This is a genomic window from Polaromonas sp. P1_F9 (assembly GCF_056405615.1).
The window spans coordinates 153794-165934 of sequence record NZ_JBFUBT010000002.1 but is presented as its reverse complement, the minus strand read 5'-3'; the positions used below and the strand labels follow the sequence as shown (position 1 = coordinate 165934).

At 61.7% G+C, this 12141-nt stretch carries 13 protein-coding genes and 1 pseudogene; 11 read left to right on the top strand and 3 right to left on the bottom strand.

Annotated elements, in window-relative coordinates:
- Nucleotide 1 precedes the first annotated feature (1 nt).
- The 11 genes and pseudogenes from AC1DYR_RS05880 (at nucleotide 2) to AC1DYR_RS05830 (ending at nucleotide 7211) form a co-directional block, all read left to right on the top strand.
- Nucleotides 2-964 (top strand): alpha-E domain-containing protein, encoded by a 963-nt coding sequence (locus AC1DYR_RS05880; RefSeq protein ID WP_477704263.1) that lies wholly within the window; start codon nucleotides 2-4, stop codon nucleotides 962-964.
- 160 nt (nucleotides 965-1124) lie between these two features.
- Nucleotides 1125-1943: a transglutaminase family protein gene (locus AC1DYR_RS05875; RefSeq protein ID WP_477704262.1), complete on the top strand. Its 819-nt coding sequence runs from the start codon at nucleotides 1125-1127 to the stop codon at nucleotides 1941-1943.
- A 473-nt stretch (nucleotides 1944-2416) separates the two neighbouring features.
- Entirely contained in the window at nucleotides 2417-2875 is a 459-nt protein-coding gene (locus tag AC1DYR_RS05870) for an SRPBCC domain-containing protein (RefSeq protein ID WP_477704261.1), read from the top strand.
- 61 nt (nucleotides 2876-2936) lie between these two features.
- Nucleotides 2937-3398: pseudogene (locus AC1DYR_RS05865) on the top strand (GNAT family N-acetyltransferase); the annotation flags it as partial.
- A gap of 266 nt (nucleotides 3399-3664) precedes the next feature.
- Nucleotides 3665-4027, top strand: coding sequence for a hypothetical protein (locus tag AC1DYR_RS05860; protein WP_477704260.1), 363 nt, complete (start codon nucleotides 3665-3667; stop codon nucleotides 4025-4027).
- A 214-nt stretch (nucleotides 4028-4241) separates the two neighbouring features.
- The gene (locus tag AC1DYR_RS05855) at nucleotides 4242-4646 is read left to right on the top strand and encodes a hypothetical protein (RefSeq protein ID WP_477704259.1); all 405 of its coding nucleotides are present in this window, start codon (nucleotides 4242-4244) and stop codon (nucleotides 4644-4646) included.
- A gap of 45 nt (nucleotides 4647-4691) precedes the next feature.
- Nucleotides 4692-5102: a hypothetical protein gene (locus AC1DYR_RS05850; protein WP_477704258.1), complete on the top strand. Its 411-nt coding sequence runs from the start codon at nucleotides 4692-4694 to the stop codon at nucleotides 5100-5102.
- Between the two features lie 125 nt (nucleotides 5103-5227).
- Nucleotides 5228-5755 carry a GFA family protein gene (locus tag AC1DYR_RS05845; RefSeq protein WP_477704257.1) on the top strand — a complete coding sequence of 176 codons (528 nt, stop codon included), beginning with the start codon at nucleotides 5228-5230 and terminating at the stop codon, nucleotides 5753-5755.
- A gap of 43 nt (nucleotides 5756-5798) precedes the next feature.
- On the top strand, nucleotides 5799-6341 hold the full coding sequence (locus AC1DYR_RS05840; RefSeq protein WP_477704256.1) for a cysteine hydrolase family protein: 543 nt from the start codon (nucleotides 5799-5801) through the stop codon (nucleotides 6339-6341).
- Nucleotides 6342-6357: 16 nt separating this feature from the next.
- Complete coding sequence (locus AC1DYR_RS05835) at nucleotides 6358-6789, top strand: TIGR02594 family protein (RefSeq protein ID WP_477704255.1); 432 nt, start codon at nucleotides 6358-6360, stop codon at nucleotides 6787-6789.
- 23 nt (nucleotides 6790-6812) lie between these two features.
- Nucleotides 6813-7211, top strand: a complete 399-nt coding sequence (locus AC1DYR_RS05830) for a hypothetical protein (protein ID WP_477704254.1) — start codon at nucleotides 6813-6815, stop codon at nucleotides 7209-7211.
- 43 nt (nucleotides 7212-7254) lie between these two features.
- Here the strand turns inward: AC1DYR_RS05830 and mltB are convergent, their stop codons facing one another.
- The 3 genes from mltB to AC1DYR_RS05815 form a co-directional block, all read right to left on the bottom strand.
- A complete protein-coding gene (gene mltB / locus AC1DYR_RS05825) occupies nucleotides 7255-8334 on the bottom strand; it encodes a lytic murein transglycosylase B (protein WP_477704253.1) in 1080 nt (359 codons plus the stop codon).
- 51 nt (nucleotides 8335-8385) lie between these two features.
- Nucleotides 8386-10401, bottom strand: a complete 2016-nt coding sequence (locus tag AC1DYR_RS05820) for a transglutaminase TgpA family protein (protein WP_477704252.1) — start codon at nucleotides 10399-10401, stop codon at nucleotides 8386-8388.
- Between the two features lie 649 nt (nucleotides 10402-11050).
- Nucleotides 11051-12139 carry a DUF58 domain-containing protein gene (locus AC1DYR_RS05815; protein ID WP_477704251.1) on the bottom strand — a complete coding sequence of 363 codons (1089 nt, stop codon included), beginning with the start codon at nucleotides 12137-12139 and terminating at the stop codon, nucleotides 11051-11053.
- Between the last annotated feature and the right edge of the window lie 2 nt (nucleotides 12140-12141).

Below are 12141 nucleotides of genomic sequence, written 5' to 3'. Positions count from 1 at the left end.
CATGTTGTCACGCACTGCAGACCACCTCTTCTGGATGTCGCGCTACACCGAGCGGGCCGAGAATACAGCGCGTATGCTGGATGTGAACTACCAGACCTCGCTGCTGCCGCAATCCGATGCGCTGGTGCAGGCCGGCTGGCAGGGCCTGCTCAGCATCAGTGAGCTCAAGCCCTCGTTTGCCGCCAAGTACGGCGACACCATCAACCCGCGCGACGTGATGGACTTCATGGTGCGCGACGAGAAAAACTCGTCCAGCATCATTTCCTGCCTGCAGAACGCCCGTGAAAACGCCCGGGCCGTGCGCGGCACGCTGACCACCGAAGTATGGGAAACGCAGAACCAGACTTACCTGGAAGTCATCCGCATGCTGCGCAGCGGCGACTTCGAACGCGACCCGGGCCAGTTCTTTGAATGGGTCAAGTTCCGCTCGCACCTTTCGCGCGGCGTCACGCTGGGCACCATGCTGCAGGACGAAGCCTTTCACTTCCTGCGGCTCGGCACCTTTCTTGAGCGTGCCGACAATACCGCCCGGCTGGTGGATGTGAAGTTTCACGCCGTGCAGAACGACTTCCTCGGCATGGCCGGCGAGAAAGACCAGGAATACGACTTCTACCACTGGAGCGCCATCCTGCGCAGCGTCTCGGGCTTTGAGGTCTACCGCAAGGTTTACCGCGACGTCATCAAACCCGAGCGCGTGGCCGAGCTGCTGATCCTGCGCGCCGACATGCCGCGCTCCCTGCTGGCCTGCCTGAACGAAGTCATGAGCAATCTTGCCATGGTGACCAGCGACACCAGCAGCGAAACCCAGCGCCGCGCCGGCAAATTGCGGGCTGATTTGCAGTACGCACGGATCGACGAAATCCTCGCCACGGGCCTGCACGCATTCCTCACCCAGTTCCTGGACCGCGTGAATGAACTGGGCGCACACATCAGCCGCGAGTTTCTTGTGCCGGCGACGCATTGAGCCCCCACGTTCGCTCGCTGCGCGTAGCTCTCTGCCCCCCGAGGGGGCGCTGCGCCTGCGGCCCGGCAAAGCCGGTTCCGCGGCCCCTGCTGGCGAAAACCTCTCTCTCGGCGACGCTGCAGTGCGGCCGCGGTGCGTCCGATTCAGTATTTGCTCGAGCATGAAACTGCACGTCCGGCACATCACCGACTACCGGTATACCGAGCCGCTGCGCTATGCGCTGCAGACGCTGTGGCTCACGCCGCAGTCCAGCCCGGCGCAGACAGTGCATTTCTGGAGCCTGGGCGCGCCTGAAAAGCTTTTTACCCAGCGTGACGCTTTCGGCAACACCATCAGCTCTTACACCTTTGTGGGCAAGGATGCCGACAACGTGCGCTGGAGCCTGGTCAACGCGGCCGGCGATGTGGAAACCTTTGGCGTGGCCGAGTTCAACGACCCGGAAACCCTGCCGCACCCGTACTTTTTTCTGCGCGCCACGCATCTGGCCGAACCGCACTGGGAACTCGCCGAATTTGGCCGCCGCTTTATTCCGCAAAGCCTGGACGGCACTGCAAGTTTGCCGGCCCTGCTGGCATTGAGCCAGGGCGTGGCAGGCGCTGTGAGCTACCTGAAAAACAGCACCAACGTGACGACCACGGCGCTGGAGGCCTTCAAGTCCGGGGCAGGCGTCTGCCAGGACCAGGCCCACGTCATGGTCGCCATCTGCCGCAGCCTGGGTTACCCGGCGCGCTATGTCAGCGGCTACTTCTACGCAGCCAACGAGCCCGACCTCGCCAGCCACGCCTGGTGCGACGTGTGCCTGGACGTGGCAACGCGCCGCTGGGTCAGCATCGACGTCACCCACAGCTGCCTGATCGACCAGCGCCACGTGCGCCTGGCCATGGGCACCGACTACAACGCCTGCCCACCCATCAAGGGTGTGCGGCAGGGAGGCGGGGAAGAGTCGATGACGGTGGAGATCACGATTCAGCCGGTTTGAGCCTGTTCTGGTGCTATTGTTTTGATAGCTGCTTGGGCTTTCTGGGATTGGGCTGGAAGCATAAATCGCTCAAAAAAAAGCTGGAAAGTGCTCCAAAACCTGTTTTAGCGCTTTAAATGACCGCCTGGGGCGTCAAGGAGGTCTGCAGCGGCCAAAAATGGCCGTCTTTAGGCATAAAAAGCGGACTCAGCCCAATAGGGATAAGCGCAAGCAGCTATTGAATTGATAGCGGTTCAGACAGGACGCGCATCCAGCGAGCCGGCAGGAATTGGCCAGGGCGACCGAATCTCATGGTGAATCAAAGTCGAGTGGATGCTGGATGCCTTACCTGGTCGTTGCAGCGGCTTGCAAACGCCAGCTTATGCCGCAGGTCTGGCTGCATACATTTCGTTAAGCATTGAAGAACGCCCGGCCGTCAGTGCGGCGTAGACTGCTCATCCGTGCACCTCGCGTACTCATTGAAGGAGGCTCCCATGGCTGAGTTGGTTGCCGGGGCGAAGATGCCCATTCGACGCCCCGCAGTAGAGGTTTTCAACGCGTTTGTCCAACCTGATCTCATCACAAGGTTCTGGCTGAAAAGCACCACCGGCCCGCTCGCTCAAGGTGCTCAAGTTGAGTGGCAATTCATGGTTCCCGGCGCGACTGAACGTGTGCGCGTCACCGCATTCGATGCGCCGTGCCGCATTGCGTTCTCCTGGCTGGAAGGCGGGCTGGACGTCGACATGAAGTTTGCCGAGGAACAAAAAGGCGCGACTGTCGCCAGTGTTGAGGTCCGGGGTTTTGAAGACGACGGCGGCACGGATCCGGTGGTGAATGCCACCGAAGGGTTCACCATCGTCCTGTGCGACCTGAAGGTGCTTCTTGAAACAGGGGATCCGGCAGGGCTGGTGAAGGACAAGGCGGAGTTCATACACCGAACCCGCGACAACTGAACTCCCATCGAGAATTGCCTGGAGGCGTGTGCTTCGGCGCGAGATGCGGTACGCTTTCACGATGACCGAGATCAAGCCCGCAAACTTCCCTGATGACCTTGAGCATGTCGTAGCCATCCTTCGGGAGTACGTTGGCAGTCCCAGCGTGAGCCTTGCCTTCCAGAATTACGAGGCGGAATTCGCTGCGTTACCCGGAAAGTACGCGGCACCTGAAGGCCGTTTGCTTCTCGCATGGAAGGGCGACACTGTCGTAGGCTGCGCCGCGCTTCGCCGCGTTGACGCAACCACCTGCGAAATGAAGCGCGTCTACGTGCGGCCGGATGCGAGAGGCGAAAGCCTTGGACGCCGGCTCATCGAGCGCACCGTCGATGAGGCGCGGGCTGCAGGCTACTCCCGCATCTGTCTCGATGTCCTGCCTGAGTTTTCCGCCGCACAGCACGTCTATGAAACGCTGGGCTTTCAGCCGGCGCCGCCCGTCACTTTCAATCCCGTTCCCGGCACCAAATACCTGGCCCTCGAACTTTCCCCGTCACAGATGCGATCTGAGACTTACTGGTTTCCCGCAAAGCGCTACGGTTGGGGCTGGGGCCTTCCAGCCGTGTGGCAAGGCTGGGCCGTCATGGCGGGCTTTGCCTTCCTGATTCTGGCTGGCGCCGTGTTTCTGCTTCCAGGTCACGGTCAAGCTGTATTTGTCATGTATTCGGTGCTTCTATGCGCCGTGCTTGTAGCCGTCTGCTGGCTAAAAGGCGAGCCCCCGAGCTGGCGCTGGGGTGACAAGTGAAGTCACAGATGCATCCCACTCTTGCCGCCGCCGTACTCGCTATCGCCGCAAGCGGTGGCGCACACGCCACCGGCTCCCTGTCGTTCGAAAGTGCCGGCTACGTTCTGGACTTCGAAATCGGGCAGCAGGAGCGCCCCGTTCTGGCTGGCGTGTCGTTTGCCGCGCCTGGGGCGGGCTCGAATTCGATGCTTCGGCCGCCGCACCTGGTGGTCGTGGCATTTGATACAAAGGCCAAAATCCTGCTCGTTCGCTACAGGAATCCGGGAGACAGCAAGCTGCCGCCGGATTTCGAACTCTCCGTCCGCGGCAATGACGGTATCTTGAAGTTACCGAATCGCTCGGTCACCGGCAGGTTCAACTGGGAAATGTGAGCTGGGAATGCCACTCGCCGCATAACGCCAATGTTGAGTGCCGTAACGCGCATATGCTTCACCTTTACGATCGAGAAACTTCTGGCAATGCCTGCAAGGTGCGCCTGCTGCTGGTCTTCCTGGGCATTCCGTATGATCGAATCCTCGTTCCCTTAACGGTCGATCATTTCAGCCGCCCTTGCTGGCCTGTTTGTATTGAATATTGGACTTCATCATGAATAAATTGCTTGTCTTCCAGCTCACGGTTCAAAGCTCCTATGTCGGCAACGTTGAGCATGATGCTGAAGGTGATTACTTCGACACGGTTCAGTGGTGGTTCTCGGAAAACGAGACCTGGCGCATCAAAACGTTTGCAATAGACCAGGACATCCACACGCATCGTATTGCTGGCCCAATCGCTGAAGAAGTTGCAATGGAGAACACCATGAAGCACTACGAAGATGTGGTCGAGAGAGCGTTTGCCGTCGAGTTCGACGATCTGGGTGACGAGAGCGAGGTGTCGGAAGTCATGGAAGATTTAGGGGGAGCCTCCGCGCTGGAGATTGCAAGAAACGGGAGCCAGTTTGCCTTCTGGAATCCGTCACGCCTGAAGTACACCTCCAAGAGTCAACCGGTCTGAAGCTCAACCACTCATCTCAAACACCTGCCCACAAGAACAAAATTCATGAAATTCGAATTTGGAACGCCGAAGGCGCTGGACGATATCTCGCTGCAGGACGCCGAGAATCATCCCATTTGGTTGTGGGCTTGGGAGGCCGGACTGGAAGGCGAGGTGGAAGACGAGACGTGGCAGTGCCCGGTCTTGAACACCTCGGATGTCACGGATGCAATGACGGAGCCGGTCATTACGCTGTGCATCGAGGGGAGCGATGTGATTGGCTCGGCCAGCTACAACGCGGAGCTTGATCAACTGGAAGCAATTTCCATCTGGGAGAACGGTGCCTGGGCAGGAATCCAGGAGACCACGCTGGCGACACCGATTACGTTGATTGCTGTCCCCAGCATTCGCGGCGTCACGGGTGTCAGGTTTGTTTGCAGTGAACCCGACGAAGATCGAGCTTCACGTGAGGGCTGACTGCGGTGGGTACTTGGGGCTGGAGCGGCGCATGACGCAATTTGCCAGCTTGGTCGGCACGGATGTTCGGCCAGCCTGCTTTGCATGCTTGTTGGCTGCCGATTGATTTCAACGTCAGGCTAAAAATGCGTTACCCGGAATCAAAACCGCCATGGACCGGCAGCTGCCTTTGCGCAAAGGTGCAGTACCAGCTGACTGCGCATCCGCTGACGTTCTACGCGTGTCATTGCACAGACTGCCAGCGGCGCACCGGCGGTGCCATGCGGCTGGCCATGTGGGTTGACCGCTCGGCGCTGGAGGTCACGCAGGGAAGCCCGCAGCTCCTGACATTTGACATGGGAAATGGGCGTCAGCGCAGGGCGAAAGTGTGTGTTGATTGCGATACCCGGTTGTGGGCGGAACCGGCCGACAAGCCGACCATGGCGGCGCTGCTGCCCGGCACACTGCACAACGCGCGGGAGTTTGAGCCTGTTGCGCACCTCTGGACAAAAAGCGCGCTCTCCTGGGTGGTGATTCCGCCAGGCGCTGCCGTGTACGAAACCCACCCCGATCGCCCGGGGGAACTCGCCAGGCTGTGGCAGGAGGCGATGCAACAGCATGGCTCCGGCGATGCGAACCAGGCACCGGTCGAGCCTGAAAATTGCGGCAGCTGAATTTCCCCTTTTCGCCAACACATCAACAACAGACATTAATCCCATGATGACAACAGCGCTCCTTATCATCGACGTTCAGACGGCTCTTTGTTCCGGTGAGGGCGGGGCCTTTGAAAGCCGGCGCGTCATTGACAGAATCAACCAGGTGTCTGCCAAGGCCCGCGCCGCGGGAGCTCCCGTCATCCTGATCCAGCACGAGGCGCCGAATGATCCGCTGGAATATGGAACTGAGGGTTGGAAACTCGCCGATGGGCTGGACACCCAGCCGACCGATATCCGCCTGCGGAAGAAGGCGACGGATTCGTTCCACAACACGGAGCTGCAGACCCTGCTGCAGGAGCGTGGCGTCAAGAAGCTGATCATCTGCGGCCTGCAAAGCGACTTCTGTGTAGACACAACGACCCGGCGGGCCCTGGCTCTCGGCTATCCGGTCACGCTGGTTTCGGATGGCCACTCCACCGTGGACAACGGAATCCTCACTGCGGCACAGATTTCGGCACACCATACGACGACGCTGGCAAACATCCAGAGCTTTGGGCCAAGAGTCACTCCACAGCTAGCGGGCGAGATCAAGGTTACGGTCTGAGCCAGTTTTGATTTCCATGCACGCACCCTGGATGCCCATCGCCTTTGCCGAAGCGGGCGTTCGCACATTTCCCGTCGGTCAAAGCAATCCCCGGGTCACCGAATACCACGCGCTCACCAATATCCGCGGCTATGACGACAAGGCCTCGTGGTGTTCTTCGTTCGTGAACTGGTCGCTGGCCCAGGTCGGTATTCCCGGCACCGGGTCTGCGCTGGCACGCTCATGGCTGGACTGGGGCGAGCCCCTCAGCGCGCCTATGCCTGGCTGCATCGCCGTGCTGTCGCGGGAAGATCCCGGCGGCTGGAAAGGGCATGTCGGTTTCTTTCTCCGGGCGGATGCGGAGTATGTGTACTTATGGAGCGGCAATCAGCTCGACGAGGTGCGCGAGCATTTTTATCCGTTGGCGGCGGTGTTGAGCTATCGCTGGCCTTCGCAGAATGCGGGTTGATGCCTGACCCGCAGGAACACGCTATGCCACAAGTTCTGCTCGAGGGGTATACGGTCGATGAGGTGCTGGACCTGCCGACCCATGAACTCCAGGCCATGGTGCTTCGCGACGAGCCGCTCGTGTTCAAGGCCGGCAGCGCCAACATGCTTGGGAAATTCAAGGTGCAGGGCGATACGCTGTTGATGGAGCTGGCGCATATTGATGGCGGAGGCGAGGGTGCCTTGCCCAGCCTGGCTGCCCTTGCGAGCCGCTTTGCAAAGCGCGAGGGCCTCGCTTTCGTGGAGTGGCGGGTCCATGCGGTTCATTGCGCCACGCCGAATCTCAAGTTGCGCCGGGTTCTCGAAAGAAAGGGTTTCGCTGTTCGTGAAATCTCAGGTGTCGGCGAGTGCTATTGGCTGCGCGTACCGGTCGCCGGAACTTAACCAGGGTGTTGCATTCGGATCCATGCCGGCACCCGCCATCGCCTCACTGTCTGACCCGCGCCGCCACTTCCCGCCCCAGCTCAATCACTGCCATCGCGTAATAGCTGCTCCAGTTGTAGCGGGTGATGGCGTAGAAGTTTTCGGTGCCCGCAATGTATTGCGGCGCGTCCGGGCCGTTGAGCAGCTCCACCAGCGCGAGCGGCCCGGTGTGCTGCAAGGCAGGGCCGTCTAAAACCGCACCCTTGGCCGTGAAACTCTCAACGCTGAAGGTGGGCAGGATGTCCGGCGCCATCAGGGCGTCCATGTCGAGCCGGCTTTTGTCGAAGCCCACGGGGTAATGCGTGGGCATGCCGGGCTGCCAGTTGAAAGCCTTGAAGTAACTTGCGACCGAGCCGATCACGTCGGCCGGGCTGCCCGACAGGTCGATGTTGCCATCGCCGTCGAAGTCCACCGCGTATTTGACCCGGCTGGAGGGCATGAACTGCGGCATGCCCATGGCGCCTGCGAAGCTGCCGCGTGCGTCGAAGGGATTGGCCTCAAGCCGGCGTTGCAGGGTCAGGAACTGTTCGATTTCGCCCTTGAAGAATTCGCTGCGCTCTTTAGCGCGGGGGTGGCTGGCCGGAAAGTCGAAGGCCAGCGTGGTCAGCGCATCCATTACGCGAAAACTGCCGGTGTCGCGGCCGTAAATGGTTTCCACGCCGACGATGCCGACGATGATTTCGGCGGGTACGCCGTATTCCTTTTCGGCGCGCTCCAGCGTCTGCTGGTTCTCCAGCCAGAAGCGTCTGCCGGCTTCGATGCGCACCGGGTCGATGAAGCGGCTGCGGTAGACCCGCCAGTTTTTGACGAAAGCCTTGGCCGGCGGCTGCATCAGCCGCACCACGGTGGCGTTGTAGCGCGACTGGCCGATCGCATCGCGCACCCAGTCGGGGTCCAGGTCGCGGCGTGCGGCCATGTCGTCGGCAAACTGCATGGCTTCGGGGCGGGTCGAATACAGCGGCCCTTGCGCCGGGGCCGATTTGGCGGCCACGCGCTTTTTGATATTTGTTGCCTCGCCAGACCATGCTGATCCCGCGCAAGCAGCTATCAAAAAGAGAGCAAATCCGAAACGTTGAAGGCGCATGAAGGAGGGTGATCGAATGACGAGGGGTGAGCGGGGAGGGCTGGCCCGATTTTAAGCGGGCCAGGCGAGCCGCTCGAACTCCTGCCTGAGCACGTGAAGTTCTTGCGCTGTCTTTCCGCTGTTTGCCGGCACGGCGGCGTAGCGCAGGTGTTCGAGGCGCATCAGCCAGTCGTGCAGTGCTTCGCCTTGTGTCCCGTAGCGGCGCAGCACCTCCAGCGCCAGCTGGCGAGGCGAGGTGGCGGGCGTGCTGTGGATACCGGCCTTTTCCAGCCGCTTGCGCACACGGGCCAGCAGGCGCAGCCAGGGGTCGTGCTGCGCACGGTCCCAGAGTGTCCAGGCCGCGCCGGCCAGGGCGGCCAACACCACGATGCCGATCAGCACATAGCTCAAGTCTTCCCAGCTGGGGGACTCAAAGCCGATGTCTTTCAGCAAATTGAGTTGTTTGCCCTGGGTGTAGTTCAGCACCCACTGGTTCCAGCTGTTGTTTACGGCTTCCCAGGTAGCGCGCAGCTGCGCCGTCAGGGTTGGGCTGAAATTGCCCAGGGCTTGTGCCACCACGCCTTGCGGTGCGGCCAGGCGCTGGAACGCCCCTGTGCGTCCCGGCGCCACTGCTGAGGTCGGGTCTACGCGCACCCAGCCTTCACCGGCCTGCCAGACTTCGGCCCAGGCATGCGCGTCGCTTTGCCGCACCATCCAGTAGCCGTCGACGCTGTTGAGCTCGCCGCCCTGGTAGCCGGTGACGATGCGCGCCGGAATGTCGAGGGCGCGCATCAGGATGACAAAGGCCGAGGCGATGTGTTCGCAAAAACCTTCCTTGCGGTCAAACCAGAATTCGTCGGCGGTGTGTTGCCCGTACACACCGGGCTCCAGCGTGTAAACGTAGCCCCCGGTGCGCAGCCGTTCCAGCGCAACCTGCACCAGCGTGCGGGTATTTGCCGCCGCATAACGCGGGTCGCGGCGAATCTCGGCTGCGAGCGCCAGCGTGCGGGGATTAAAGCCGGCCGGCAGGGTGACAAATTCTTGCAGGCCGATCACCTGCTGGCGCGGCCCGTGCCTGAAGATCGGGTAACTCTGGGCCTTGTAGCGCACCAGGTCGGTGATGGGGCGGCTGGTGAACCACTGAAGGTCGGCGTCCATGGTGCTTTGGTAGCCGGGCAGGCTGGGGCTTTGCGGGGCCGCCTCCATCACGAAGATCCAGGGTTGGTTGTTGGGGGCGAGAGTTACTTCATAGTTGACGGGCGCACCAGCCACCTCGAGATTGGCTGGCAAGGCGTAACGCGATGGCAGGAAGGCGCGCAGGGGCTGCCAATTGCGTCCATCGAAGTTTGAAAGGACAGGTCCCCGGAAATACAGGTCTTGCTGGGGTGGCGGTTTGCCGCCCTCAAACCGGATGCGCATGGCCACGCTGTCATCCAGTGCCAGGGTAGCGATAGTGCCCACCTGCATGCTGGGGCTCAGGCCGCTGCGGCCGGTCATGGCGTCGCTCGGTACTCCCCACAAAGGCGCCAGGCGCGGAAACAGCAAAAACAGCACCAGCATGATGGGCGCGCCCAACAGGGCCATCCAGCCAGCTGTTTTGGCGGCTTGCAGCAGCGGCGGTTTGCCCACCGGCAAGTGGGCATTGACCAGCACGGTCAGCAGCCCCATCAGCCCCAGCAGCATGCTGAAAGCGGTGAGCAGGGACTGTGAATAAAAGAAGTTGCTCAGCATGCAGAAGAAGCCGAGAAAGAACACCACAAAGGCGTCACGCCGGGCCCGCAGCTCCATGGTCTTGAGCGTCAGCAACACCACCAACAGGGTCACACCCGCATCGCGGCCAAACAGGGTGCGGTGCGTCATCAGCGTGGCGCCAATGGTGAGCGCCAGCAGGGCCAGCAGCCACCACTTGCCCGGCAGCGGCCTTGCCTGCACGGCCAGCCAGCCGCGCCACACCAGCACGGCGCTGGCCAGCACGCTGCACCACAGCGGCAGGTTGCCCACCTGCGGCAGCAGCACCCAGGCGATGACCAGCAACAGGAACAGGGTGTCGCGGGCGTCGCGGGGAAGGGTTTTGAGGCGGGTCAGCATTGTTGCTCCTGCTGGCCGCCTTCGCGCTGTCTCGATTGCCGCGGGCTTTGCTGCGGTTGCTGGCCGGGGGGTGCCCGGCGGCAAGTAACTTTCTTTTGCTTCGCCAAAAGAAAGTCACCAAAGAAAAGGCGACCCTGGTTCCTGCGTCCCCTGCCCTTCGCTACGGGGCAACCTGCGGTGCTCGGCTCAGGCGGGGTCTCGCTCGAACTCGCCTTCGGCTCAGACAATCGCGATCCCTGATCCGCCTGAGCCTGCGCTCCTCGGCGCATCCACGAGGGGTAATCGGGAGCGGGGACCAATACCAACAAGGACACGCCATGGCGTGTCCTTGTTTCTTCAAGTGTTCGGGTTCTGGTATTCGGCTGTTGGCTGTTGGTATTCCTTACCTCACCCCTTCTGTATGCGCCGAGGAGCGGAGGTCCAGACGGATCAGTGCAAAAACTTGTTTGAGCCGCAGGCGAGTTGTTTTTGACCCCGGCTGGACCGAGCACCGCAGGTTGCCCGTAGCGAAGCGGAGGGACGCAGACAGCAGGGTCGCCTTTTCTTTGCTTACTTTCTTTTGGCGAAGCAAAAGAAAGTGAGTTGCCGCCGGGCAACCCCCGGCCAACAGCCCCCAGCAAATGGCACGGCCGTCGGACAAACGAAAACCTCAACATACCGCCAACGCCTCCAGACAAAGCCTTTTATGCGCCTCCCCACTGGCAGGCTTGATCTCCACCGAAGGCAACCTCAAGCCATAGTCCAGCGCGAGCTTGTCGGCCATCAACACCCAGGCACACAGCCGTGAAAGCTTTTGTTCAACACCCCCTGAGCCCGCATTCATGAAGTCCAGCCAGAGTTCATGCCGCTGGGCTTGCTGCGTGTCGCGCACGACCAGGCCGTTGCCCTGCTCGTCGGCCTTGGCCGCTTTTTTCCAGACGATCAGTTTCATGGGGTCGCCGCGGCGGTAACTGCGTACGCCATCGAATTCACCCGTGCTTTGCGCCCGTGAGGCCGCCGCCGCGCCGCCGGAGCGGGGCTCGCCAGGCGGCAGCGGTGGCGGGTGGGCTTCGGGCTGCGGATAGACCAGGATCTGGGCGGCTGGCCGCCACACCGTCCAGACGCGGAAGGTGCCCAGCGGGTAACGGGTTTCAGCGGTCAGCGTCGGCAGCCGGTGCAAGCCTCGCTGCGGCGGCGTGAAGGCCACCTGCACCACGCTGCTGCCCTCGGCGGGAACGTCAGTCCACACCCAGTGCTGCTCATCGCCCTTTTTTGCGTCCACATCGTGCGGGTTCAGTACGCTCAGCCCGATGCCATGGCGCGCGGTTCGCCTGGCGTTCATGAGTTTTACATCAAATGCGGCGGTAGCGCCCGCATAGTGAGCGGGAGGCGCTACTAAATTCATGGCAAGACCGCGCAGCGTGCCGTGGCAGACGTGCATGCCGACCAGCGCGCTGCCGGCCAGCAAGAATGTCAGCAGGTAGCCCAGGTTGAGCTGGTAGTTGATGGAGGCCACCAGCAGCACCAGCAGCGTCACGCCCAGCATCAGGCCTGGGCGCGTGGGCAGGATGTACACATTTCGCTGGGTCAACGACACGCTGTCTGTGAACGGCAGTTTGCTTTGCCACCACTTCTGGAAGCGCCCGCGAATGAAGGCAGAAGGGTTCCATTCGCGGGCCGCCGTGGAACCGGCTTTGCCGGGCCACTGGTGGCGACCCCCGGGGGGGGAGGCGCCGGAGGCGCTTCGGGGGGCGTCCATCT